Below are 23276 nucleotides of genomic sequence, written 5' to 3'. Positions count from 1 at the left end.
AGCACGCGGAACGACGAGACGTCCCCTCAGGGGCGGACCGAGCCGGACGACGCAGGGGAGACGTGCCAGGCGGAGGATTCGGCGCGGCAGATGGCCCCGGCGGGCGGCAAGGTTCAAGGCAGTTCTGCTGGGCCCGAGAAGCGGGGGCCACGCACCCGGTTCGGCGCCTGGCTGGGCCGGCCGATGACCTCCTTTCACCTCATCATCGCGGTCGCCGCGCTGCTGACGACCCTTGGACTGATCATGGTGCTGTCGGCATCGGCGGTGCGCTCCTATGACGACGACGGATCGGCGTGGGTGATCTTCGGCAAGCAGGTGTTGTGGACGGTCATCGGTCTTGCCGGGGGCTATATCTCTTTGCGGATGTCGGTGCGATTCATGCGGCGCATCGCGTTCTCCGGTTTCGCGATCACCATCGTGATGCTGGTGCTGGTGCTGGTGCCGGGAATCGGCAAGGAGGCCAACGGCTCTCGCGGTTGGTTCGTGGTCGCGGGATTCTCGATGCAGCCTTCTGAGCTGGCCAAGATGGCGTTTGCGATCTGGGGTGCGCATCTGCTGGCGGCCCGACGCATGGAACGGGCCTCGCTGCGCGAGATGCTGATTCCGCTGGTGCCGGCCGCCGTCGTCGCGCTCGCGTTGATTGTGGCCCAGCCCGACCTCGGACAGACGGTATCCATGGGCATCATCCTGTTGGGCCTGCTGTGGTACGCGGGGCTGCCGCTGCGCGTCTTCCTCAGCTCACTGGCAGCGGTGGTCATCTCCGCCGCGGTCCTGGCGGTGTCGGCGGGCTACCGGTCAGACCGGGTGCGGTCGTGGCTCAACCCCGAAAACGATCCGCAAGACTCCGGCTATCAGGCCCGGCAGGCAAAGTTCGCGCTGGCCCAGGGTGGCATCTTCGGCGATGGTCTCGGCCAGGGCGTGGCCAAGTGGAACTACTTGCCCAACGCCCACAACGACTTCATCTTCGCAATCATCGGTGAGGAGCTGGGCCTCGTCGGCGCGGTAGGACTGCTGGGACTGTTCGGATTGTTCGCCTACACCGGCATGCGCATCGCTCGTCGGTCGGCCGACCCGTTTCTGCGGCTGCTGACCGCCACGACGACGCTATGGGTGCTGGGACAGGCGTTCATCAACATCGGCTACGTGATCGGGCTGCTGCCCGTCACCGGTCTCCAGCTGCCGCTCATCTCCGCTGGTGGAACCTCCACGGCCGCAACACTTTCGCTGATCGGCATCATCGCCAATGCGGCCCGCCATGAACCGGAGGCGGTGGCCGCGCTGCGGGCCGGGCGCGACGACAAGGTAAACCGGGTGCTGCGGCTGCCCCCACCCGAGCCGTATCTACCGACTCGTATCGAGACGTTTCGGGACCGCAAGCGTGCTCACCTACAGCCGGCCCAACCACAGCCCGCGCGAAAGGCACCCCTGAAGGCGCCCCGACAGGCCGCCCGGCGGATGGACAAGCCCCCGCGATCCACGCCACCCCGCACAGCTGATCAGCCGGTTCCCCGTTCTGGGGGTACCACCCGCTTGCGGGGCAGGGGGCACCTCCCGGTTGCGGGGGAGCATCATGGAGCTGGCCAGCAGCACGCCGGACGGCGCCACCCACGGCGCGTTCGCGCATTGGAAGGTCAGCGTTACGGGTGAAAGACACGGTCAACCAGCCGGCCGGCGGGCACGGGGCAACCCCCGGCCCGCCGGTGCCGCCTCGCCGTCTTTTGATTCATTGTCGGTCGTTCTCGCCGGCGGCGGGACGGCCGGCCACGTCGAGCCCGCGATGGCCGTCGCCGACGCTTTGATCGCGTTGGATCCACACGTCCGGATTACCGCGTTAGGTACCCGGCGCGGACTGGAGACCAAGCTGGTGCCCGACCGCGGCTACCACCTAGAACTGATCACGCCCGTGCCCATGCCGCGCAAGCCCAGCGGCGACCTGGCCCGGCTGCCACCGCGGGTCTGGCGCGCCGTCCGGGAGACTCGGAACGTGCTGGACGCCGTCGACGCCGACGTAGTCGTCGGTTTCGGTGGGTACGTCGCGCTGCCGGCCTACCTGGCCGCCCGCGGCCTGCCGTTGCGACCCCGGCTCCGTCGGCGGATCCCGGTGGTGATCCACGAAGCCAACGCCCGGGCCGGGCTGGCCAACCGGGTCGGGGCCCGCACCGCAGACCGGCTGCTCTGCGCGGTGCCGGATTCCGGGCTGCGGCGCGCCGAGGTGGTCGGGGTACCGGTCCGGGCGTCGATCACCGCGCTGGACCGCGCGGCGTTACGAGCCGAGGCGCGGGCCCATTTCGGCTTCGCCGACGACGCGCGGGTGCTGCTGGTGTTCGGCGGTTCGCAGGGCGCGGTCTCGCTCAACCGGGCGGTGTCCACCGCCGCCGCTGACCTCGCGACCGCGGGTATTTCCGTGCTGCACGCCCACGGACCCAAGAACGTCCTGGAACTGCGCACCCCCGATCGGGGTGACCCGCCGTACGTGGCGGTGCCCTATCTCGACCGGATGGACCTGGCCTACGCGGCCGCCGATCTGGTGATCTGCCGCTCCGGGGCTATGACGGTCGCGGAAGTATCCGCCGTGGGATTGCCGGCCATCTATGTGCCGCTGCCGATCGGCAACGGTGAACAGCGGCTCAATGCGTTGCCGGTGGTCGATGCGGGGGGCGGCCTGGTGGTCGCCGACGCCGCCCTGACGCCCGACCTGGTGGCCCGGCAGGTAGCCGGGTTGCTCACCGACCCCGCGCGGCTGGCGGCGATGACGGCGGCGGCCGCCCGGGTGGGACATCGCGATGCCGCGCACCAGGTAGCCCAGGCTGCGCTGGACGTCGCGACGCAGGCTCGCGCCGGGAGAGCGACGTGAGCATCGAACAGTTGCCGCCCGACCTGCGGCGGGTGCACATGGTCGGCATCGGCGGAGCGGGCATGTCAGGCATCGCCCGCATCCTGTTGGACCGAGGCGGGCTGGTCTCGGGGTCAGACGCCAAGGAGTCGCGTGGAGTGCATGCGCTGCGAGCACGGGGCGCGCTGATCCGGATCGGACACGACGTGTCGTCGCTGGACCTGCTGCCCGGCGGCGCCACGGCGGTCGTCACCACCCATGCCGCCATCCCCAAGACCAACCCCGAGCTTGTGGAAGCCCGGCGCCGCGGCATTCCCGTGGTACTGCGGCCGGTCGTGCTGGCCAAGCTGATGGCCGGGCGCACCACGTTGATGGTTAGCGGCACGCACGGCAAGACAACCACGACGTCGATGCTCATCGTCGCCCTGCAGCACTGTGGGCGGGACCCGTCCTTCGCGGTCGGCGGTGAGCTCGGGGAGGCCGGCACCAACGCCCACCACGGCAGCGGCGACTGCTTCGTGGCCGAAGCCGACGAGAGCGACGGTTCGCTGTTGGAGTACACACCCAACGTCGCGGTGGTCACCAACATCGAGTCCGATCACCTGGACTTCTATGGCAGCGCGGAAGCGTATGTCGGGGTATTCGACTCCTTCGTGGAGCGCATCGCGCCCGGGGGTGCACTCGTGGTGTGCACGGATGACCCCGGAGCGGCCGCGCTGGCCCAGCGCACGGCCGACCTGGGAATTCGAGTGCTGGGATACGGGTCGGCGCCGGCGCCGAGGGACACCTCGCCCGCAAGCGGGCGGTATCGCCAGGCCGCGACGCTGCTGTCATGGGAGCAACACGGCACCGAGGCGGTCGCGCATATCCAGCTGGCCTCAGACCTAGCCCCAGCACCGCATCCCCGCGTGATGCGGCTGTCGGTGCCCGGACGGCATATGGCGCTCAACGCGCTGGGCGCGCTGCTGGCCGCTGTCGATATCGGCGCCCCGGTCGATGGGGTGCTCGATGGGCTGGCCGGCTTCGAGGGGGTGCGGCGCCGATTCGAATTGGTTGGGACCTCGGGAGTCGGAAAGGCGTTGGTGCGCGTGTTCGACGACTACGCCCACCACCCGACGGAGATCAGCGCGACGCTGGCGGCGGTGCGCATGGCACTCAAGCAGGGCGACGGCGGTCGCTGCGTGGTCGTGTTTCAACCCCATTTATATTCGCGGACAAAGGCGTTCGCTGCCGAGTTTGGTCATGCCCTGAATGCCGCTGACGAGGTGTTCGTCCTCGACGTCTACGGCGCACGCGAACAACCGCTGGCCGGTGTCAGTGGAGCCAGCGTCGCTGAGCACGTCACCGTGCCCGTGCGCTACCTCCCGGATTTTTCTGCGGTCGCCGAGGAGGTGGCCGCAGCCGCTGGTCCGGGCGACGTCATCGTCACGATGGGGGCGGGAGATGTGACTTTGCTAGGCCCGGAAATCGTGACCGCCCTGAGGATCCGGGCCAACCGTAGCGCGCCCGGCCATCCGGAGGTGTTGCGGTGACCGAACCGAACGAAGGCGCACAGACTGAGCTGGTTGCCGATGATGATGCCGGTCAAGTGGCCGACGAGCCCGCCAGCGACGAGCCCGCCAGCGACGAGCCCGCCAGCGACGAGCCCGCCAGCGACGAGCCCGCCAGCGACGAGCCCGCCAGCGACGAGGCCGTTACGGAGCCGTTGGCCACCGAATCGCAGGACGACCTAACACCTGCGGATCAGGCCGAATTCGAGGGACCGCGTCGGCGAGCCCGCCGCGAACGTGCCGAGCGGCGCACGGCCCAGGCTCGCGCAACCGCGATCGAGCAGGCGCGCCGCGAGGCCAAGCGGCGAGCTCGCGGGGATGTCGTCAGCGAGCTGAACCCCCCTAAACCCACTGCGCGGGGCGTTGTTCGAGGGTTGAAGATGCTGCTCGCAACGGTAGTGCTGGCCATCGTCGGGATCGGGCTAGGGCTGGTGCTGTATTTCACCCCCGCGATGTCGGCCCGCGATATCGTCGTTGTCGGGATCGGGGTGGTGACGCGCGAGGAGATTCTCGACGCCGCGAGAGTGCAGCCCGGAACGCCGCTGCTGCAGATCAACACCAATCAGGTTGCCGACCGGGTGGCTACGATCCGGCGGGTGGCAAGTGCGCGGGTGCAGCGCCAGTACCCGTCGGCCCTGCGGATCACCATCGTCGAGCGGGTGCCCGTGGTGGTGAAGGATTTTCCGGACGGCCCGCACCTATTTGACCGCGACGGCGTCGATTTCGCGACCGACCCGCCGCCGTCGGCACTGCCATACATCGATGTCGACAGTCCCGGCCCAAGCGATCCGGCCACCGAGGCCGCGCTGCAAGCGTTGATCGCGCTGCGTCCCGAGGTTGCGAGCCAGGTGGCGCGGATCGCGGCTCCATCGGTGGCCTCGATCACCCTGACGCTGGCCGACGGGCGGGTGGTGATCTGGGGTACCACCGATCGCTCGGAGGAGAAGGCCGAGAAGCTGGCGGCGCTGTTGACGCAGCCTGGTCGGACCTACGACGTCTCCAGCCCCGACCTACCGACCGTGAAGTGATCGACCAGAACCGCACGCCAGTCCCGCGCGTCACGCTGACGTGACACTCGGCCCCGAATGCCACTCTGACGTGACATTCGGGGCGGGTTGACACCACCCGACCGTGAAATGGCGCAAAAAAATGCCAGCCGCATATCGGCGCGCCTGCACGGCTAGCACCCGTCGTAGCCATACGGTTCTGACTACGCGGAGCTACTTGACATAACTCTAAGCCTATGGTTGAGGTTGAGGGTTTCGCAAGCAGACACACCGCAGCGAGAACGCCGAGTCCCACCAGGGAGGAAGACGAATGATGACCCCCCCGCATAACTACCTGGCCGTCATCAAGGTCGTGGGTATCGGTGGTGGCGGTGTCAACGCCGTCAACCGGATGATCGAGCAGGGCCTCAAAGGTGTCGAGTTCATCGCGATCAACACCGACGCGCAGGCGCTGTTGATGAGCGATGCGGACGTCAAGCTCGACGTCGGCCGTGACTCCACCCGCGGGCTGGGCGCCGGCGCTGACCCCGAAGTCGGACGCAGGGCCGCCGAAGACGCCAAGGACGAGATCGAAGAGTTGCTGCGCGGCGCTGACATGGTGTTCGTTACCGCCGGTGAGGGCGGTGGCACCGGGACCGGCGGCGCGCCCGTCGTCGCCAGCATCGCCCGCAAGCTAGGGGCGTTGACCGTCGGCGTTGTCACCCGGCCGTTCTCGTTCGAGGGCAAGCGGCGCAGCAATCAGGCCGAAAATGGCATCGCCGCATTGCGCGAGAGTTGCGACACCCTCATCGTGATTCCCAACGATCGGTTGCTGCAGATGGGGGATGCCGCGGTATCCCTGATGGATGCGTTCCGCAGCGCTGACGAGGTGCTGCTCAACGGCGTGCAGGGCATCACCGACCTGATTACCACGCCGGGTTTGATCAACGTCGACTTCGCCGATGTCAAGGGCATCATGTCCGGTGCCGGCACCGCGCTGATGGGCATCGGCTCGGCCCGGGGTGATGGCCGGTCCCTCAAAGCCGCCGAGATTGCCATCAACTCGCCGCTGCTGGAGGCCTCGATGGAGGGTGCGCAGGGCGTGTTGATGTCGATCGCCGGCGGCAGCGATCTGGGGCTGTTTGAGATCAACGAGGCGGCCTCATTGGTGCAGGACGCCGCTCATCCAGATGCGAACATCATTTTCGGCACCGTCATCGACGATTCACTCGGTGACGAGGTGCGGGTCACCGTGATCGCGGCCGGCTTCGACGTCAATGGACCCGGCCGGAAGCCGGTCATGGGTGACACCGGCGGCGCCCACCGGATCGAGTCAGCGAAGGCAGGCAAACTCTCCTCGACCTTGTTCGAGCCGGTCGACGCCGTCAGTGTGCCGCTGCACACCAACGGCGCAACCCTGAGCATCGGCGGCGATGACGACGACGTCGACGTGCCGCCCTTCATGCGTCGCTGAGAGCCCAGCTTGCTTGCCAGTACGCGACACACCGGCCGCGGTGATACTGGGGACGTGAACGTTCGCATCCGCCGGGTCACCACCACCCGGGCGGGCGGCGTGTCGGCGCCGCCGTTCGACACCTTCAATCTCGGCGACCACGTTGGTGATGACCCGGCGGCGGTGGCGGCCAACCGGGCTCGCCTGGCCGCAGCGATCGGCCTGCCCGGCAACCAAGTGGTGTGGATGAACCAGGTCCACGGTGATCGGGTCGAGGTGGTCGAGGAGCCGCGGGACAGGGCGTTTGATGACACCGACGGATTGGTGACCAGTACCCCCCGATTGGCACTTGCGGTCGTGACCGCCGACTGCGTGCCGGTGCTGATGGCGGACGCACGCGCCGGCGTCACCGCAGCCGTGCATGCCGGTCGGGTCGGCGCGCAGCGCGGGGTGGTGGCTCGCGCGGTGGAGGCGATGTTGGGCCTGGGTGCGCAGGTCCGAGACATTTCGGCACTGCTGGGTCCCGCGGTTAGTGGCCGCAACTACGAAGTGCCCGCCGCAATGGCTGACGAGGTCGAGGCGGCGTTGCCAGGTAGCCGTACCATCACCGCTGCCGGCACCCCCGGACTCGACCTTCGAGCCGGAATCGCTTGCCAGCTCCGTGATTTGGGTGTTACGGCGATCGACGTCGATCCCCGCTGCACGATGGCTGATCCGACGCTGTTCAGCCATCGCCGTGATGCGCCCACCGGGCGGCTCGCGTCGTTGGTGTGGATGGAATGAGCGCGATGGCGGCGGATCTTTCGGCGCATCCGGACCGCGAATCGGAATTAACGCATGCGTTGGCGGCAGTGCGATCGCGACTTGCCGCGGCCGCGGAAGCGGCGGGTCGCAATGTCGGAGAAATTGAACTTCTACCAATTACCAAATTCTTTCCAGCAACCGATGTTGCGATTTTGTCCCGATTAGGTTGTCGGTCTGTTGGCGAATCGCGAGAGCAGGAAGCTTCGGCTAAGGTGGCTGAACTCACTGCGCTGTTGGCGGCTAGCGCGCGAGGAGACTCGCGGGGCGTGCAGTGGCATATGGTGGGCCGGATCCAGCGCAACAAGGCCCGGTCGTTGGCCAGCTGGGCGCACACCGCTCACTCGGTCGACGGCTCGCAGCTGGTGACCGCGCTGGATCGTGCGGTCGCCGCAGCGCTGGCTGAGCGCCGTCGCGACAACCGGCTGCGGGTTTACGTCCAGGTCAGCCTTGACGGTGACGCGTCCCGCGGCGGTGTCGACAGCACCACACCCGGTGCGGTAGAGCGGATCTGCGCGCAGGTCGAGGAGTCGGATAGCCTCGAACTCGTCGGGTTGATGGGCATTCCGCCGCTGGACTGGGACCCCAACGAGGCCTTTGACCGGCTGCAATCGACGCACCACCGGGTGCGCGAAACGTTCCCGCGGGCGGTCGGGCTGTCGGCCGGCATGTCCAACGACCTTGAAACGGCCGTCAAATACGGTTCGACCTGTGTGCGTGTCGGTACCGCGCTATTGGGTCCGCGGCGGTTACGGTCACCGTGAATAGTCACTGTAGTCACACCTTCATCACAGACAACAGAACTCCCAGGGCTAGAAGGGGTCACGGAATGAGCACACTCCACAAGGTCAAGGCCTACTTCGGTATGGCTCCGATGGAGGATTACGACGACGAGTATTACGACGACCGCGCTCCGTCCCGTGGCTATGCGCGGCCCCGATTCGAGGACGATTACGGTCGCTATGAAGGGCGTGACTACGACGACCCGCGCAGCGATCCACGCGGCGACCTGCGCGGCGAGCCGGCCGACTATCCGCCGCCCGGGTATCGCGGCGGGTACGCGGACGAGCCACGGTTCCGGCCCCGTGAGTTCGACCGCGGCGAGCTGACGCGGCCGCGCTTCGGATCGTGGTTGCGCAGTTCCACCCGCGGCGCGCTGGCGATGGACCCGCGCCGGATGGCGATGATGTTCGAGGAAGGCCACCCCTTGTCGAAGATCACCACGCTGCGACCCAAGGACTACAGCGAGGCTCGCACCATCGGTGAGCGGTTCCGCGACGGCACCCCGGTCATCATGGATCTGGTGTCGATGGACAACGCCGACGCCAAGCGGCTGGTCGACTTCGCGGCTGGCCTGGCTTTTGCGCTGCGCGGCTCGTTCGACAAGGTTGCGACCAAGGTATTCCTGCTATCGCCGGCAGACGTCGATGTGTCCCCGGAGGAGCGACGCCGGATCGCCGAAACCGGGTTCTACGCATACCAATAGCCGCGACGGCTCGGTCAAACGCCGACTTGGGTCTCAGCGCTGGGCGGCACGTGGTCCTTCGGGAGATGTGGGCAGGGCATCTGAGTCGGTAGGCTGGCGTTGCCGCCGGCGCGGGCGGCGACTGAACAATTTCCTCATCTCCTCAGTAAGGTCGGGGCTCTCGTTGGTGGTGTTTTTTCAGACCCTTGGGTTTGCGCTGTTTATCTTCTGGCTGCTGCTGATCGCTCGGGTCGTCGTTGAGTTCATCCGCTCGTTTAGCCGCGACTGGCGTCCCACGGGTATCACCGTGGTGATCTTGGAGATCATCATGTCGATCACGGATCCGCCGGTGAAGCTGCTACGACGGCTGATACCGCAACTGACGATCGGCGCGGTCCGATTCGACCTGTCGATCATGGTGCTGCTGCTGGTTGCGTTCATCGGTATGCAACTGGCGTTCGGTGCCGCGACGTGAGGCGCGGCGTGGCGGCGCGGATGGGTGCGCGGGTGGTATTGAGAGACGGTTCGGCCACGATTTGGCGACAAGTTTGGCGTGCACGATTTCAAATCTAAGGATTGTGATTTATTGGTCTCAGAGTTTGAAATTGGTCCTTATTTATTAGTCCGATCGGCAACCGCCGAGTCTGGTGTGACAGGATGGACGGTAGTTGCGCGACGGCAACCACTCCGTTCTACACTTTCCAGATCGTTTGACCGTCCAGGAACTCGAGGGGACAAACAATGCCGCTTACACCTGCCGACGTCCACAATGTGGCGTTCAGTAAGCCGCCTATCGGCAAACGTGGGTACAACGAAGATGAGGTCGACGCCTTCCTCGACCTGGTGGAAAACGAGCTGACGCGCCTGATCGAAGAGAACTCCGATCTGCGCCAGCGGATCAACGAGCTGGATCAAGAGCTGGCCGCGGGCGGCGGCGCCGGCGCCGGCGCTATCGCGCAGGCCACCCAGGCAATCCCGGCCTACGAACCCGAACCGGCAAAGCCCGCGCCGGCTGCGGTTCCGGCGGGGACGAACGAGGAACAGGCCATTAAGGCGGCTCGGGTTCTGAGTCTGGCCCAAGACACCGCCGACCGGCTGACCAGCACCGCCAAAGCCGAGTCCGACAAGATGCTGGCCGATGCCCGCGCCAACGCGGACCAGATCCTCAGCGAGGCTCGGCACACCGCCGACACCACGGTCGCCGAGGCCCGCCAACGCGCCGACGCGATGCTGGCCGATGCTCAAACCCGATCCGAGGCCCAGTTGCGCCAAGCGCAGGAGAAGGCCGACGCTTTGCAGGCCGATGCGGAACGCAAGCATTCCGAGATCATGGGGACGATCAACCAGCAGCGCACGGTGCTAGAAGGCCGCCTCGAGCAGCTGCGCACGTTCGAACGTGAGTACCGCACCAGGCTCAAGACCTACCTGGAATCCCAGCTGGAGGAACTGGGCCAGCGTGGATCGGCGGCGCCGGTCGATTCCAATGCGGACGCGAGTGGCTTCGAGCAATTCAACCGGGGCAATAACTAGCCGGGACTAAGCCGGGACCAGCCGGCGACTCGCCGGGCTTCCAGGTCGGCACCGAGCCCCTGGTAGGTTGGGCAGTCGCTGCTAGCCGGCCGGAGGATGACCGATGCTGATCATTGCGCTCGTATTGGCCCTGATTGGGCTCGTTGCTTTGGTGTTCGCGGTGGTCACCAGCAACGAGCTGGTGGCCTGGGTGTGTATCGGGGCCAGCGTGCTGGGGGTGGTGCTGCTGATCATCGATGGGTTGCGAGAGCGCCAGCAAGTTATCGCGGGCGACGGAGACGAGGACGACGCGGCGGACAGCGCGGTCGACGAGGAAGTCTACGTCGACTACCCGGAGGAAGCTTCCGACGAGGGCGAGGCCGCCACCGGTGACTCCGGCAGTGACGAGTCGTCGGAGGAAGCCAGCGAAGCGAGCGAGGAATCGGCGGTGTCGGCCGACCGCAGCGGCGACGACAGCGTCACGTAGCGTCGGTCAGCAATCCATTTCCGTGGCGTCTAGTTGGCGTGGTGAGTAGCTCGCGGACCTCGTCGTCGGTGACCTGATGAAAGTCTGCGTAGACCTGGCCGACGGCCTCAAACGCTGCCGGCATGGTTGCGCACACCACGTCATCGGCTTCCGCCGCGAGCTCACGGCAGGCGGTCGCGGGCCCGACGGGGACCGCGACGACGATTGCCTGCGGTCCGGCGGAACGTACCGCCCGCACTGCCGCCAGCATGCTCGCGCCCGTGGCGATGCCGTCGTCGACCAGGAGCACGATCTTGCCTCGCGGGTCGGCGACGGGGCGCCCGCCCCGATACACCCGCTCGCGCCGCTCCAGCTCTGCCGTTTCGTTGGCGATCACCACGCGCACCTGCTCGTCGGTGATGTGCAAGCTGGAAACCACGTCGTCGTTCATCACAACCCCGCCGCCACTGGCCAACGCGCCCATCGCGAGTTCACGCCACTGCGGCACGCCGAGCTTGCGAACCAGGAACACATCCAATTCGGCGTTTAGTGCGGCGGCGACTTCCCAGCCGACGGGCACGCCACCGCGGGCAAGCCCGAGGACGAGCAATCCGTCCCTGCCGCGGTAGGACGCCAGCTCGTCAGCCAATACGCGGCCGGCATCGCGGCGGTCGCGGAACCTGCGCGTCGGCGTCCGCCGGAGAAAGCCACCTGGTGGGTTCATTGGTCGCACTTCCGGCTGCTGGCCATTCAAGCCTACGACCGCGCGGCGGGGTCCGGAACCGGGTTGGCGAAGACTTCCCTGTCTCCGGCAGGCAACGCTTGGTCGCAGTCGGCTGATGTCGTCCGGTTGCGGTCTGAGACGAACTGAATGTCGCCGTGTATCAACGGCATTGACTAGGTGGCTCAGATCGGATGGCTGCGGACGGCCATCGCCGGGACATGGCGCCCCAAAGTCCGACAGATCACACGGTGTCCGAGGGGGGACTTGAACCCCCACGCCCATTAGTAGGGCACTAGCACCTCAAGCTAGCGCGTCTGCCATTCCGCCACTCGGACCCAACCAACCACCCGGGCTGGCAGCTAAGGCTATCGGATTGTCCCGCACCGGCCCAACCCACCTCGGCGACGATGCGGGACCGGTGGGGCGATCGGCTCGGCGGCGTTACGAGTGGTAGGAAGGGTGATTGTGACAGGTGAGACCGACGCTTCAATTGACCAGAGCGATGATGTCGCCCAGGTTGTTAGCAGGCTTATCCGGTTCGATACCACCAACAGCGGCGAACCCGAGACCACTAAAGGCGAGGCCGAATGCGCGCAATGGATCGCCGAGCAGCTCGCCGAAGTCGGCTACCAGCCTGAATATGTCGAATCCGGTGCGCGCGGCCGCGGCAATGTGTTCGCCCGGCTGGCGGGCGCCGATAGTTCCCGCGGCGCGCTGCTGGTGCACGGGCATCTCGATGTGGTGCCGGCCGAAGCGGCCGAATGGAGCGTGCACCCGTTTTCCGGCGCGATCGAGGATGGCTACGTCTGGGGCCGCGGCGCCGTCGACATGAAGGACATGGTCGGCATGATGATTGTGGTTGCTCGCCACTTTCGACGGGCCGGTATCGTGCCGCCACGCGATCTGGTGTTCGCGTTCGTCGCCGACGAGGAGCACGGCGGCAAATTCGGGTCGCAGTGGCTGGTCGACAACAGACCTGATCTGTTGGACGGCGTCACCGAGGCGATCGGTGAAGTCGGCGGCTTCTCGCTGACCGTGCCCCGCCCCGACGGGGGTGAGCGCCGCCTGTACCTCATCGAAACGGCCGAGAAGGGCATCCAGTGGATGCGGCTGACGGCACGCGGCCGGGCCGGGCACGGCTCGATGGTGCACGATCAGAATGCGGTCACCACCCTTGCTGAAGTGGTCGCCCGGCTAGGCCGTCACCAGTTTCCGCTGGTCTGCACCGACACCGTCGCCCAGTTCCTGGCCGTCGTCGGCGAGGAGACCGGCCTGACCTTCGACCTTGACTCGCCGGATCTGGCCGGGACGATCGACAAGCTTGGTCCGATGGCCCGCATGCTGAAGGCGGTGCTGCACGACACCGCAAACCCAACGATGCTCAAGGCCGGGTACAAGGCCAACGTCGTCCCGGCGACGGCGGAGGCAGTCGTGGACTGTCGCGTGCTACCAGGTCGTCAGGCGGCGTTCGAGGCCGAGATCGACGCGTTGATCGGACCCGACGTGACCCGGGAGTGGATCAGAGATCTGCCGTCATATGAGACCAGCTTCGACGGCGACCTGGTCGACGCCATGAACGCCGCGGTACTGGCGGTCGACCCGGACGGTCGTACGGTGCCTTACATGCTTTCCGGTGGAACGGATGCGAAGGCGTTCGCGCGGTTGGGTATTCGGTGCTTCGGCTTCAGTCCGCTGCGGTTGCCACCGGAATTGGATTTCGCCTCGTTGTTCCACGGCGTCGATGAGCGGGTACCCATCGATGCGTTGCGGTTCGGCACCGAGGTGCTGACCAACTTCCTGACAAACTGCTAGCCGGAAAAGTCGAGGCTAGTCGGAAAATGACGATCACCCGAAAGGACTGACCATGACGTTGCCACCTGACCCGTATGCCGCGTTGCCCAAACTGCCGTCCTTCAACCTGACTTCAACCTCGATCACCGACGGGCAGCCGCTGGCGACACCCCAAGTCAGCGGGATCATGGGCGCGGGCGGGGAGGACGCCAGTCCGCAGCTGGCCTGGTCCGGATTTCCCGGCGAGACCCGCAGCTTCGCGGTGACCGTCTACGACCCCGATGCTCCGACCCTGTCCGGATTCTGGCACTGGGCGGTGGCCAACCTGCCGGCCGACGTCACGGAGTTGCCCGAGGGCGTGGGCGATGGCCGCGAACTCCCGGGTGGCGCACTGACGTTGGTCAACGACGCCGGCATGCGCCGCTACGTGGGTGCAGCCCCGCCTCCCGGGCATGGGGTACACCGCTACTACGTCGCGGTACACGCCGTGACGGTCGAAAAGCTCGACCTCGCCGAGGATGCCAGCCCGGCATATCTCGGATTCAACCTGTTCCAGCACGCGATTGCGCGGGCCGTCCTCTTCGGCACCTACCAGCAGCGTTAAGCGGCGTTCTTCGCCGCCGACCTTGTGCCGGAAGGAAATTCGAAGCCCTAGCTGGGCTGGCGACGTCTTGCCGACCCGACAGCCTCGCGCAGCGAGGAGAACCCGCCGTCATGCAGCCTGCGGGCAATGCCCTTATGTATGTCCTTGGCCCACCAGCCCCCGCCGTAGACGAAGCCGGTGTAGCCCTGCAGCAGCGACGCACCCGCTGTGATGCGATCCCAAGCGTCGTCCGCGGTTTCGATACCGCCCACGCTGATCAGCGCCAACCGATCACCGATCCGGTCATAGAGCCGGCGCAGCACCTGGATAGCGCGGTCCGCCACCGGTGGTCCCGAGATGCCACCGTCACCCAACTGGTCGACCCCCGGCGTGACCAGGCCGTCACGCGACACCGTGGTGTTGGTCGCGACGATGCCGGCCAAGCCCAGCTCGACGGCTAGGTCCGCGATGTCGTCGATGTCGGAGTCGGAGATATCCGGCGCGATTTTCACCAGCACCGGCGTTGAGGTTTCGGCCAGGACGGCTGACAGGATGGGTCGCAGTGACTTGACTGCCTGCAGATCGCGCAGGCCCGGGGTGTTCGGGGAGCTGACATTGACCACCAGATACGACGCCAGCGGGCCGACCAACCGGGCGCTAGCCCGGTAGTCGTCGACCGTGTCGCCGGCCGGGGTCTTTTTGGTCTTGCCGATGTTTACCCCAATCGGCACCTCGGGGCGGTGCCGAGCGAGTCGGATCGCCAGTGCCCCGGCGCCGTGGTTGTTGAACCCCATCCGGTTCAGCAGGGCGCGGTCGTCGGCGAGCCGGAACAAGCGCGGGGCCGGGTTGCCGGGCTGCGGATGCGCTGTGACGGTGCCGATCTCGGCGTAGCCGAAGCCCATCGGGCCCCAAGTGGCCAGTCCGGTACCGTCCTTGTCGAAACCGGCGGCCAGCCCGAGTGGTGCCGGGAAGCGCACCCCAAACACCGTGCTGGCCAACACCGGATCGGTCGGGCCTAGCAGCCGGAGCAAGAGCCGGCGCACTGGCGCAACGGCGGTGATGCCGCGTAGCACGGCAAAAACCAACGTGTGCACGCGTTCGGGCGGGACCAGGAACAACAGCCGGCGTACCGGGCCGTACATCCGATGACGGTCTTCGCGCGGGTCGGCCCCCGCCTTCTGAAGGGTCACAGTTCCGGCTGGTCGCGGCGGCTGATGTCTGAGTCTGCTAAGCGCGATTTCTTGCGGCGCAACAACACCCGCCTGCTGCCGTCGGTATAGAGTCGCACCCGCGTCAGCTCCCAGCCGCGGTACTCAGCCTCGATGGACAGCCGGGTGGACGCGCTGACCCTGGTCACTTCTGGCGGCAGGCGCAACGGCGCCCACTCGTACTCATCGGACATCTCCGCGTCCCAGCCCGCAGGCAACCGGGTCCACCGCGCCGTCGGTCGGCTTGTCAAGGGACACCCGCCGCATGCTCGATGACCTGGACCCCGGCACCGGAGCCCGACACCACGTACAAGGTGTCCGACGCTTCGTCAAAGGCCAACGAATTGGGTTGCTGCACGGTTGGGTAACGCACCTTCTCGACGGGTATTCCGGTGGTCAGATCGTAACCAACGACGGTGTTGGACGCGGTTTGGGATACCCAGGCCAACCGGCGCGACCCGGCCAGTCCGTACGGCGCCTGTCGCACCGGGTAGGCCTGGCGCAAAATCAGCGGGTCCACGCCGTACACCAGCAACTGGCCACCGCGGGTATCCGCGACCAGCACCCGGCCCAGTGGATCGGCGGCCACGGTCGTAGCGCCCTCGCCGGCGCGCAGCGCTTGCTGGACATGACCGTCGGCGTCGATTGTGGTCACCGAAGTCTGGCCACGATCCAGAACAACGGTCGTATTTCCTTGTGTTACAAGGGCATCTACTCGCGCGAAGATCTTGTTCCGACTGGCCACCTTGGCGGTGCCGGGGGCCGGGTCAGATCCTGGTTTCCAGTCCAGGGTGTAGACGGCGCCGTCGGCGCTGCCCAGCACCAGCTTGCCGTCTGCCCGGCGCGCAATCGCGGTGAATTCGGCCTGCGAAGCGTCGGCGACATCCACCCGCGCGATGCGGTCGGCGATCAGGTCGACCGCGAAGTAGCCGCCTCGGGCAGCAAGGTAAATGGTGCCACGGTCGTCGCAGGTCAGCGCGGTTGCAGGCCCCGGCAGAGCAATGACGCGCGGTGCAACAACTGGGTCACCGAAGACCGTGATGGTGGCCGGTGCCGCGGGATCGGCACCGGGGCTGAGAGCCACCAATTGGCGAGTGCCGCCATCGAATAGTGCCGCCCGGGGATGGCCGCCCAGCGGTCGCACTGCACCGGCCGGATCCTGCGACACCGGCGGCGACACCGCCGGTTGTGCCGGTTCGATGGTCGGCGGGTTCGCGGGCGCAAAGGTAGCCAGCGGGTTCGTGGCACACGCCGCGACCACCGGCAAAGCCATGAGAGCGGAAAAAAGTCGTTGAACTGCTTGTTTATGTCGTGTTAGCAACAATCAACCTTCGGATGTGGAACATGAAGCCAAATTCTCAGGAACCCGAACCTGCCAAGTTGCTTCCAATCTCGTCATGTTGCCCACGGAAAATGGTACGGCAGCGGTATTCTCTGGGCATGACCGTCACCGCTGACCGGCATCTCGCAGACAAGCGCGAAGAGTTTGCTGTTGAAGATATATCGACGGGAATATTCGCCAGCGGGTACGGGCAGGTCGGCGATGGTCGTAGTTTCTCCTTCCACATCGAGCACGGCTCGCTGGTCGTCGAAATCTATCGGCCACGCCTGGCCGGCCCGGTGCCGCAGGCTGAGGATGTGGTCGCAAAAGCGGTCCGTGGCGTGGTCGACATCGACCTCACCGACGAACGCAGCTTGGCTGCGGCCGTGCGGGACTCGGTGGCAAGCGCAGCGCCGGTGTTGCGTTAGGCGCATCGGTATCGACCACTCGTAACCAGGTACGGTCGTCGTCGTGACCGCGGTTCCGGCGATGTCCTGGTGGCAAGTGATCGTGTTGGCCGTGGTGCAGGGCTTGACGGAGTTTCTGCCGGTGTCGTCCTCGGGTCACCTGGCGATCATGTCGCGGATCTTCTTCCGCAGCGACGCCGGCGCCTCGTTCACCGCGGTGAGCCAATTAGGCACCGAGGCTGCAGTATTGGTCTACTTTGCGCGCGATATTGTCCGCATCGTCAGGGCCTGGTTCAACGGACTGATCGTGAAGTCACATCGCAACGCGGACTATCGGCTGGGCTGGTACGTCATCATCGGGACAATCCCGATCTGCATTCTGGGCCTGCTCTTCAAGGACGAAATCCGGTCGGGCGTCCGCAACCTCTGGGTTGTGGTGACGGCCCTGGTGGTGTTTTCGGGGGTGATCGCACTCGCCGAATACGTGGGGCGCCAGAGTCGTGACATCGAGCGGCTGACCTGGCGGGATGCCGTGGTGGTCGGTATTGCACAGACCCTGGCGCTGGTCCCCGGGGTCTCCCGGTCTGGGTCGACGATCAGCGCCGGACTGTTTCTTGGACTCGATCGTGAACTGGCCGCCCGCTTCGGGTTCTTGCTGGCCATTCCAGCGGTGTTCGCCTCCGGGTTGTTCTCGTTGCCCGACGCATTCCACCCGGTAACCGAGGGGATGAGCGCTACCGGACCACAGTTGTTGGTGGCCACGCTGATCGCGTTCGTTCTCGGTCTGGCCGCGGTGGCCTGGTTGCTGCGGTTTCTGGTGCGGCACAACATGTATTGGTTCGTGGGCTACCGGGTGCTGTTCGGGCTGGGCATGCTCGTGGCGCTGGCCACCGGAACGGTGGCCAGCACATGACCGTCATCCTGTTACGCCATGCCCGGTCCACCTCGAACACCGCGGGAGTTCTTGCCGGCCGTTCGGAGGGAATCGACCTCGACGAAAAGGGCCGCGAGCAGGCCGCAGGGCTGATCGATCGAATCGGTGACCTGCCGATCCGGGTGGTGGCGTCTTCTCCGCTGCTGCGCTGCCGGCGCACCGTGGAACCGCTGGCCGAGGCGCTGTGCCTGGAGCCGCTCATCGACGACCGGCTCTCCGAAGTCGACTACGGCGAATGGACGGGCCGAAAAATCGGTGACCTGGTCAACGAGCCACTGTGGCGGGTGGTCCAAGCCCACCCCAGTGCGGCGGTGTTTCCCGGCGGTGAGGGTTTGGCGCAGGTGCAAATCCGCGCCGTGGCCGCCGTCCGCGAACACGACCGGCGGCTGGCCTTGGAATATGGGGGAGAGCACGGGAACGACGTGCTGTGGCTGGCCTGTACCCACGGCGATGTCATCAAGGCGGTGATCGCTGACGCGTTCGGTATGCATTTGGACGGCTTCCAGCGAGTCACCGCCGACCCGGGTTCGGTGAGTATCGTCCGCTACACGCGCCTGCGCCCGTTCGTGTTGCACGTCAACCACACTGGCGCACGGCTCGCGCCCGTTTTGCGGGCCGCGGCGCCCACCGAAGGCGGGTCGCAGAACGGGACGCAGCGTGAGCCGAACGCTCCGGTGCCATCCGGCGACGCGGTGATCGGCGGTTCCACGGAATAACTTTGGCCGAGAGCGCATGTGTCTGTACCCGACACGCCGGGACCTACCGGCATTCTGTGCACTCTCGTGCAGGCGGTGCGCGAGAAGCGGCCGTACATGCGCGCGTACGAATCACGCGGCGAACGCGTCTGCGCGGTATTTTGGAGGTGCCATGGCCCGTGCAATTCACGTATTCCGTACACCCGACCGCTTCGTCGCCGGGACCGTTGGACAGCCCGGAAATCGCACCTTCTACATACAGGCGGTACACGACTCCCGGGTGGTTTCGGTGGTCCTGGAGAAACAGCAGGTTGCGGTGCTCGCCGAGCGCATCGGAGCGCTGCTGTTCGAGGTTAATCGCCGGTTCGGCACCCCGGTGCCCCCGGAGCCCACGGAGATCGATGACCTCAGCCCCCTGATCACGCCGGTGGACGCCGAGTTTCGGGTCGGGACGATGGGGCTGGGCTGGGATTCGGAGGCGCAGAGCGTCGTGGTTGAACTGTTGGCCGTCACCGACGCGGAGTTCGATGCCTCCGTCGTGCTCGACGACACCGAGGAAGGGCCCGACGCGGTGCGGGTATTTCTGACGCCGGAGTCGGCCCGACAATTCGCCACCCGGTCCTACCGCGTCATCTCTGCGGGACGTCCGCCGTGCCCGCTTTGCGATGAACCGCTGGACCCTGAGGGACACATCTGTGCGCGCGCCAACGGTTACCGGCGCGATGTGCTGCTCGGGTCTGACGATGACCCCGAAGGATGACGAGCGTGAGGTGTTGCGGGACGGCGAGCTGACAGTCCTCGGACGCATCCGCTCGGCTAGCAACGCCACCTTTTTGTGTGAGTCAACGCTACGTCAGCGCAGCGTGCACTGCGTCTACAAGCCGGTCGCGGGCGAGCAGCCGTTGTGGGATTTCCCGGACGGCACGCTGGCCGGCCGCGAACTCGGCGCCTATCTGGTCTCGGCGCAGTTGGGCTGGAACCTTGTGCCGTACACGATCATTCGGGACGGACCGGCGGGTGTGGGGATGTTGCAGCTATGGGTGCAGCAACCCGGCGACGTGGCCGATTCCGACCCCCTGCCCGGACCTGACCTGGTCGACCTGTTTCCCGCCCGCAAGCCGCGACCGGGCTATCTGCCGGTGCTCCGCGCCTACGACTACGCCGGCGACGAGATCATCCTGATGCACGCAGACGACATCCGGTTGCGCCGGATGGCGGTCTTCGACGTGCTCGTCAACAACGCTGACCGCAAAGGCGGCCACATCCTGCGCGGCCTTGATGGCCAGGTGTACGGGGTCGACCATGGATTGTGCCTGCACGTCGAGAACAAGCTGCGCACCGTCCTGTGGGGCTGGGCCGGTAAGCCGATTGACGACCAAATTCTGGAGGCGGTCGCCGGATGCGTCGACGCTCTCGGGGATTCGCTCGCCGACGCGCTGACCGGTCGGATCACCCGCGAAGAAGTCGGTGCGCTGCGGCGACGTGCACAGGCGCTGCTGGCCAATCCGGTGATGCCCGGACCGAACCGGCATCGCTCCATACCGTGGCCGGCGTTTTAGGCCGGCTGCAAACGCTAGCCCGCCCCGGCTATCCCGGGTAGACCAAGCAGCAATCCGCCCCTGCCACCGGTGCCGCCGGGAGTCCCGCCAGCTGCTCCGACTGAAGAGTTGCCGCCGTTGCCCTGGCGGGCGCCTACAGCGGATTCTCCCAGCGCAGATCCTTGAAGCGTGCGAAGTCGGTGTCGTTGGAGTAAAGGGTCAGGCCGTGCTCGATGGCCAGAGCGGCCAGCATCGCGTCTGGGATCAGATTGCCCCTGACGTCGTGGGTCACGATGAGCTGGCCGAGGATTCGGGCGTATTCCGGTCCTGGTTCCGGGATCCATGCGACCGGTGCGGCTAGCCAACTATCGACGATGTCGAATGCCGCCTTCGGGATGAGCGGTCGCGGAAATGCGCGCGGATGAGTCCCGATGCGCAGAAAGGCGGCCAGGCTCTGCCACGGCAGGCCAACCCGCCGGGATCCGTTGAGCTGGGCCGAAAGCCAGTCGAGCGCGGCGTGGTGCTGTGCGGCACGTTCGTCGACAGCGTAGAGCAGCAGGTTGGCGTCAATTAGCATCAGCGGCCGGCCGGGCCGTCCAGCGTTTCGATCGCATCGCCGATATTGGAGTAGTCGATGCCCTCGCCCATGTCGTATGTCTGCTGCTGAAATCGTTGTGTGACTTGCCTTTTCGTGAGGCCGGCACGGATCAGTTCGTTGACGGCTTCGCTCAGCCCGATCGAACGCTCCCGCCGCACGCGCTGTACCGCAGCGGCGACGTCGTCGGCGAGGCTGACCGTAGTTCGCATAGTGATGCTAATTGTAAGTCATCGTGATGCTGCACCCGTTCGGCAACAGGTCTGCTCAGCTCGGCGATACTGAAGCGGTGAGCCCCGCCGCACATGATCTGACGCACGACCTGACAGACGCTGCGCTGGCCGCCGATCTGGCGGCGGACGCGGGAAAGCTGTTGCTGCAGGTGCGCGAGGAGATCGGTTTCGATGAGCCATGGACGCTCGGCGAGGCCGGTGACCACCGGGCAAACTCGCTGCTGCTGCGACGGCTGCGGGCCGAGCGGCCGGGCGATGCAGTGCTCAGCGAGGAAGCCCACGACGATCTGAAACGGCTGAAATCCGACCGGGTGTGGATCATCGACCCGTTGGACGGCACCCGCGAGTTCTCCACACCGGGGCGCGACGACTGGGCGGTGCACATTGCGTTGTGGCGACGTCCCACCAACGGCCGGCGCGAGATCACCGACGCCGCGGTGGCGTTGCCGGCCCGCGGAAACACGGTGTATCGCACCGATACCGTGACCTCCGGAGCCGCGCCGGTCGGTGTTCCGAGCACCTTGCGGATCGCCGTGAGCGCTACCCGGCCACCGGTAGTCCTGCACCGAATCCGGCAGACGCTCGCGATCCAACCGGTGTCTATCGGTTCGGCGGGGGCCAAAGCGATGGCCGTGATCGATGGTCACGTCGACGCCTACCTGCACGCTGGTGGCCAATGGGAATGGGATTCGGCGGCGCCGGCTGGCGTGCTATTGGCCGCTGGCATGCACGCTTCGCGGCTCGACGGATCGCCGTTGCAATACAACCGGCGCGACCCGTACCTGCCGGATCTGCTGATGTGTCGAGCCGAGGTGGCGCCAATTCTGCTCGGCGCCATTCGCGAGGTGTGGCGCTGACCGGCACCCGTCTCAGCCCGCTGCGCGTGCTGCTCGGAAGGCGGGGGTCGCCGGGCCGTTTAAAGTCGAGACATGCAGTCGTGGTCATGCCCGCCGGTTCCGGCGTTGCCCGGACGAGGCCCGCAGCTACGGCTGTATGACACCGCCGACCGGCAAGTGCGCCCTGTCGCGGCAGGTTCTCCGGCCACCATGTACGTCTGCGGGATCACCCCCTATGACGCGACCCATCTGGGCCACGCCGCCACCTATCTGACGTTTGACCTGATCCATCGGCTGTGGCTGGACCTCGGTCACGACGTGTACTACGTACAGAACGTCACCGACGTCGACGATCCGTTGTTCGAGCGCGCGGACCGCGACGGCGTCGACTGGCGCGACCTTGCCGAGAGCGAGGTCGCCCTGTTCCGCGAGGACATGGCGGCGCTGCGAGTACTGCCGCCACACGACTACGTGGGGGCGACCGAGGCGGTCGCCGAGATGGTCGAGCTAATCGAAAAGATGCTGGCCTCCGGGGCAGCCTACGTCGTCGACCCGGAAATCGGGGAATACCCGGACGTTTACTACCGTTCTGACGCCACCCTGCAGTTCGGATACGAGTCGGGGTACGACCGCGACACCATGCTGCGGCTGTACGAGCAGCGTGGCGGCGACCCGCGGCGGCCCGGCAAGACCGACGAGCTCGACGCCTTGTTGTGGCGGGCCGCGCGGCCCGGAGCGCCCAGCTGGCCGTCGCCGTTCGGGGCTGGCCGACCGGGCTGGCATGTCGAATGCGCGGCGATCGCGCTGAGTCGTATCGGAAGCGGCCTGGACATCCAGGGCGGTGGCAGCGACCTGATCTTTCCGCACCACGAGTTCACCGCTGCGCACGCCGAATGTGTCAGCGGCGAACGGCGGTTCGCGCGGCACTACGTGCACGCCGGGATGATCGGCTGGGACGGGCACAAGATGTCGAAGAGCCGCGGCAACCTGGTGCTGGTGTCGGCGCTGCGCGCCCAGGGCGTTGAGCCGTCGGCGGTTCGGCTGGGTCTGCTCGCCGGGCATTACCGAGCCGACCGGTTCTGGAGCCAGCAACTGCTTGACGAGGCGACCGCCCGGTTGCACCGCTGGCGCACCGCGACCGCGCTTCCTGCCGGTCCGGACGCCCTCGACGTTATCGCCCGGGTGCGCCGGTACCTGGCTGATGACCTCGATACCCCCAAAGCGATTGCCGCACTGGACGGTTGGGTCACCGATGCGGTGGAGTACGGTGGCCACGATGCCGGGGCGCCGAGGTTAGTGGCAACCGCGATCGATGCGCTGCTGGGGGTGGACCTGTAGTGGACCCATA

At 66.5% G+C, this 23276-nt stretch carries 24 protein-coding genes, 1 tRNA gene and 2 pseudogenes; 20 read left to right on the top strand and 7 right to left on the bottom strand.

What is annotated here, in order from left to right:
• The first annotated feature begins 90 nt into the window (after positions 1 to 90).
• From ftsW to AADZ55_RS13530, 11 genes and pseudogenes are all read left to right on the top strand, one after another.
• Positions 91 to 1647: a putative lipid II flippase FtsW gene (gene ftsW, locus AADZ55_RS13580; protein ID WP_423202399.1), complete on the top strand. Its 1557-nt coding sequence runs from the start codon at positions 91 to 93 to the stop codon at positions 1645 to 1647.
• Positions 1644 to 2854: pseudogene (gene murG / locus AADZ55_RS13575) on the top strand (undecaprenyldiphospho-muramoylpentapeptide beta-N-acetylglucosaminyltransferase). The gene ftsW and the pseudogene murG overlap by 4 nt, the downstream one beginning before the upstream one ends.
• Positions 2851 to 4365, top strand: a complete 1515-nt coding sequence (gene murC / locus AADZ55_RS13570) for a UDP-N-acetylmuramate--L-alanine ligase (RefSeq protein WP_085324222.1) — start codon at positions 2851 to 2853, stop codon at positions 4363 to 4365. Before murG ends, murC begins: the two are co-directional and overlap by 4 nt.
• Before the next feature lie 173 nt (positions 4366 to 4538).
• Positions 4539 to 5411 (top strand): cell division protein FtsQ, encoded by an 873-nt coding sequence (gene ftsQ, locus AADZ55_RS13565; protein WP_242670023.1) that lies wholly within the window; start codon positions 4539 to 4541, stop codon positions 5409 to 5411.
• 292 nt (positions 5412 to 5703) lie between these two features.
• Complete coding sequence (gene ftsZ / locus AADZ55_RS13560; protein ID WP_085324358.1) at positions 5704 to 6843, top strand: cell division protein FtsZ; 1140 nt, start codon at positions 5704 to 5706, stop codon at positions 6841 to 6843.
• Positions 6844 to 6897: 54 nt separating this feature from the next.
• On the top strand, positions 6898 to 7605 hold the full coding sequence (pgeF, locus tag AADZ55_RS13555; RefSeq protein WP_207569041.1) for a peptidoglycan editing factor PgeF: 708 nt from the start codon (positions 6898 to 6900) through the stop codon (positions 7603 to 7605).
• Positions 7606 to 7610: 5 nt separating this feature from the next.
• Positions 7611 to 8387 (top strand): YggS family pyridoxal phosphate-dependent enzyme, encoded by a 777-nt coding sequence (locus AADZ55_RS13550; protein ID WP_085324359.1) that lies wholly within the window; start codon positions 7611 to 7613, stop codon positions 8385 to 8387.
• Positions 8388 to 8452: 65 nt separating this feature from the next.
• On the top strand, positions 8453 to 9109 hold the full coding sequence (sepF, locus tag AADZ55_RS13545; RefSeq protein WP_119184913.1) for a cell division protein SepF: 657 nt from the start codon (positions 8453 to 8455) through the stop codon (positions 9107 to 9109).
• Between the two features lie 163 nt (positions 9110 to 9272).
• Positions 9273 to 9563, top strand: a complete 291-nt coding sequence (locus AADZ55_RS13540; protein WP_085324219.1) for a YggT family protein — start codon at positions 9273 to 9275, stop codon at positions 9561 to 9563.
• A 266-nt stretch (positions 9564 to 9829) separates the two neighbouring features.
• A complete protein-coding gene (locus tag AADZ55_RS13535; protein WP_085324218.1) occupies positions 9830 to 10618 on the top strand; it encodes a DivIVA domain-containing protein in 789 nt (262 codons plus the stop codon).
• 103 nt (positions 10619 to 10721) lie between these two features.
• Positions 10722 to 11084: a hypothetical protein gene (locus tag AADZ55_RS13530; protein WP_085324217.1), complete on the top strand. Its 363-nt coding sequence runs from the start codon at positions 10722 to 10724 to the stop codon at positions 11082 to 11084.
• Here the strand turns inward: AADZ55_RS13530 and AADZ55_RS13525 are convergent.
• Both AADZ55_RS13525 and AADZ55_RS13520 read right to left on the bottom strand, forming a co-directional pair.
• Positions 11077 to 11913: pseudogene (locus AADZ55_RS13525) on the bottom strand (phosphoribosyltransferase); the annotation flags it as partial. The gene AADZ55_RS13530 and the pseudogene AADZ55_RS13525 sit on opposite strands and share 8 nt — an antisense overlap.
• A 123-nt stretch (positions 11914 to 12036) precedes the next feature.
• Positions 12037 to 12122, bottom strand: a tRNA-Leu gene (locus AADZ55_RS13520).
• 130 nt (positions 12123 to 12252) lie between these two features.
• Between AADZ55_RS13520 and AADZ55_RS13515 the strand changes: the two genes are divergently transcribed.
• Together AADZ55_RS13515 and AADZ55_RS13510 are read left to right on the top strand one after the other, a co-directional pair.
• Positions 12253 to 13599 (top strand): M20/M25/M40 family metallo-hydrolase, encoded by a 1347-nt coding sequence (locus AADZ55_RS13515; protein ID WP_085324357.1) that lies wholly within the window; start codon positions 12253 to 12255, stop codon positions 13597 to 13599.
• Between the two features lie 52 nt (positions 13600 to 13651).
• Positions 13652 to 14182 (top strand): YbhB/YbcL family Raf kinase inhibitor-like protein, encoded by a 531-nt coding sequence (locus tag AADZ55_RS13510; protein WP_085324215.1) that lies wholly within the window; start codon positions 13652 to 13654, stop codon positions 14180 to 14182.
• A 47-nt stretch (positions 14183 to 14229) separates the two neighbouring features.
• Here AADZ55_RS13510 and AADZ55_RS13505 read toward each other — a convergent pair whose 3' ends face one another.
• From AADZ55_RS13505 to AADZ55_RS13495, 3 genes are read right to left on the bottom strand one after another with little or no spacing between them, the layout of a single operon-like run.
• Entirely contained in the window at positions 14230 to 15303 is a 1074-nt protein-coding gene (locus AADZ55_RS13505) for a quinone-dependent dihydroorotate dehydrogenase (RefSeq protein WP_085324356.1), read from the bottom strand.
• 44 nt (positions 15304 to 15347) lie between these two features.
• Positions 15348 to 15620: a DUF5703 family protein gene (locus tag AADZ55_RS13500; RefSeq protein ID WP_085324214.1), complete on the bottom strand. Its 273-nt coding sequence runs from the start codon at positions 15618 to 15620 to the stop codon at positions 15348 to 15350.
• Entirely contained in the window at positions 15617 to 16690 is a 1074-nt protein-coding gene (locus tag AADZ55_RS13495) for a YncE family protein (RefSeq protein ID WP_085324355.1), read from the bottom strand. The genes AADZ55_RS13500 and AADZ55_RS13495 overlap by 4 nt, the downstream gene beginning before the upstream one ends.
• A gap of 119 nt (positions 16691 to 16809) precedes the next feature.
• Here AADZ55_RS13495 and AADZ55_RS13490 point away from each other — a divergent pair, with 119 nt between their 5' ends.
• The 5 genes from AADZ55_RS13490 to AADZ55_RS13470 all read left to right on the top strand — a co-directional run bounded on the left by AADZ55_RS13490 (position 16810) and on the right by AADZ55_RS13470 (position 20285).
• The gene (locus AADZ55_RS13490) at positions 16810 to 17118 is read left to right on the top strand and encodes a hypothetical protein (protein WP_207569040.1); all 309 of its coding nucleotides are present in this window, start codon (positions 16810 to 16812) and stop codon (positions 17116 to 17118) included.
• A gap of 61 nt (positions 17119 to 17179) precedes the next feature.
• Positions 17180 to 18010 carry an undecaprenyl-diphosphate phosphatase gene (locus AADZ55_RS13485; protein WP_085324354.1) on the top strand — a complete coding sequence of 277 codons (831 nt, stop codon included), beginning with the start codon at positions 17180 to 17182 and terminating at the stop codon, positions 18008 to 18010.
• Positions 18007 to 18747: a histidine phosphatase family protein gene (locus AADZ55_RS13480; RefSeq protein WP_085324212.1), complete on the top strand. Its 741-nt coding sequence runs from the start codon at positions 18007 to 18009 to the stop codon at positions 18745 to 18747. Before AADZ55_RS13485 ends, AADZ55_RS13480 begins: the two co-directional genes overlap by 4 nt.
• A gap of 151 nt (positions 18748 to 18898) precedes the next feature.
• A complete protein-coding gene (locus AADZ55_RS13475) occupies positions 18899 to 19486 on the top strand; it encodes a DUF3090 domain-containing protein (RefSeq protein ID WP_085324211.1) in 588 nt (195 codons plus the stop codon).
• A complete protein-coding gene (locus tag AADZ55_RS13470) occupies positions 19470 to 20285 on the top strand; it encodes an SCO1664 family protein (protein ID WP_341286198.1) in 816 nt (271 codons plus the stop codon). The genes AADZ55_RS13475 and AADZ55_RS13470 overlap by 17 nt, the downstream gene beginning before the upstream one ends.
• A gap of 133 nt (positions 20286 to 20418) precedes the next feature.
• On the opposite strand, the gene AADZ55_RS13465 is transcribed toward AADZ55_RS13470, so the two are convergent.
• The gene (locus AADZ55_RS13465; protein WP_085324210.1) at positions 20419 to 20841 is read right to left on the bottom strand and encodes a TA system VapC family ribonuclease toxin; all 423 of its coding nucleotides are present in this window, start codon (positions 20839 to 20841) and stop codon (positions 20419 to 20421) included.
• Positions 20841 to 21071, bottom strand: coding sequence for a CopG family transcriptional regulator (locus tag AADZ55_RS13460; protein ID WP_085324209.1), 231 nt, complete (start codon positions 21069 to 21071; stop codon positions 20841 to 20843). Before AADZ55_RS13460 ends, AADZ55_RS13465 begins: the two co-directional genes overlap by 1 nt.
• 26 nt (positions 21072 to 21097) lie before the next feature.
• On the opposite strand from AADZ55_RS13460, the gene AADZ55_RS13455 reads away from it, so the two are divergent.
• Complete coding sequence (locus tag AADZ55_RS13455; protein ID WP_085324208.1) at positions 21098 to 21949, top strand: 3'(2'),5'-bisphosphate nucleotidase CysQ; 852 nt, start codon at positions 21098 to 21100, stop codon at positions 21947 to 21949.
• A 72-nt stretch (positions 21950 to 22021) separates the two neighbouring features.
• Positions 22022 to 23266 carry a cysteine--1-D-myo-inosityl 2-amino-2-deoxy-alpha-D-glucopyranoside ligase gene (mshC, locus tag AADZ55_RS13450; RefSeq protein WP_085324207.1) on the top strand — a complete coding sequence of 415 codons (1245 nt, stop codon included), beginning with the start codon at positions 22022 to 22024 and terminating at the stop codon, positions 23264 to 23266.
• The last annotated feature ends 10 nt before the right edge of the window (positions 23267 to 23276 follow it).

It is taken from the genome of Mycobacterium decipiens (genome assembly GCF_963853665.1).
Taxonomy (GTDB): Bacteria; Actinomycetota; Actinomycetes; order Mycobacteriales; family Mycobacteriaceae; genus Mycobacterium; species Mycobacterium decipiens.
The sequence above is the reverse complement of the archived record's forward strand: the minus strand, read 5'-3'. Positions and strand labels throughout refer to the sequence as shown.

Coding starts and splice junctions, on each gene's coding strand:
- ftsW (WP_423202399.1), top strand. CDS start 91: ATGGCCCCGGCGGGCGGCAAGGTTCAAGGCAGTTCTGCTGGGCCCGAG.
- ftsZ (WP_085324358.1), top strand. CDS start 5,704: ATGACCCCCCCGCATAACTACCTGGCCGTCATCAAGGTCGTGGGTATC.
- AADZ55_RS13550 (WP_085324359.1), top strand. CDS start 7,611: ATGGCGGCGGATCTTTCGGCGCATCCGGACCGCGAATCGGAATTAACG.
- sepF (WP_119184913.1), top strand. CDS start 8,453: ATGAGCACACTCCACAAGGTCAAGGCCTACTTCGGTATGGCTCCGATG.
- AADZ55_RS13535 (WP_085324218.1), top strand. CDS start 9,830: ATGCCGCTTACACCTGCCGACGTCCACAATGTGGCGTTCAGTAAGCCG.
- AADZ55_RS13530 (WP_085324217.1), top strand. CDS start 10,722: ATGCTGATCATTGCGCTCGTATTGGCCCTGATTGGGCTCGTTGCTTTG.
- AADZ55_RS13510 (WP_085324215.1), top strand. CDS start 13,652: ATGACGTTGCCACCTGACCCGTATGCCGCGTTGCCCAAACTGCCGTCC.
- AADZ55_RS13505 (WP_085324356.1), bottom strand. CDS start 15,303: ATGTACGGCCCGGTACGCCGGCTGTTGTTCCTGGTCCCGCCCGAACGC.
- AADZ55_RS13490 (WP_207569040.1), top strand. CDS start 16,810: ATGACCGTCACCGCTGACCGGCATCTCGCAGACAAGCGCGAAGAGTTT.
- AADZ55_RS13485 (WP_085324354.1), top strand. CDS start 17,180: ATGTCCTGGTGGCAAGTGATCGTGTTGGCCGTGGTGCAGGGCTTGACG.
- AADZ55_RS13480 (WP_085324212.1), top strand. CDS start 18,007: ATGACCGTCATCCTGTTACGCCATGCCCGGTCCACCTCGAACACCGCG.
- AADZ55_RS13475 (WP_085324211.1), top strand. CDS start 18,899: ATGGCCCGTGCAATTCACGTATTCCGTACACCCGACCGCTTCGTCGCC.
- AADZ55_RS13470 (WP_341286198.1), top strand. CDS start 19,470: ATGACCCCGAAGGATGACGAGCGTGAGGTGTTGCGGGACGGCGAGCTG.
- AADZ55_RS13465 (WP_085324210.1), bottom strand. CDS start 20,841: ATGCTAATTGACGCCAACCTGCTGCTCTACGCTGTCGACGAACGTGCC.
- AADZ55_RS13460 (WP_085324209.1), bottom strand. CDS start 21,071: ATGCGAACTACGGTCAGCCTCGCCGACGACGTCGCCGCTGCGGTACAG.
- AADZ55_RS13455 (WP_085324208.1), top strand. CDS start 21,098: ATGCTGCACCCGTTCGGCAACAGGTCTGCTCAGCTCGGCGATACTGAA.
- mshC (WP_085324207.1), top strand. CDS start 22,022: ATGCAGTCGTGGTCATGCCCGCCGGTTCCGGCGTTGCCCGGACGAGGC.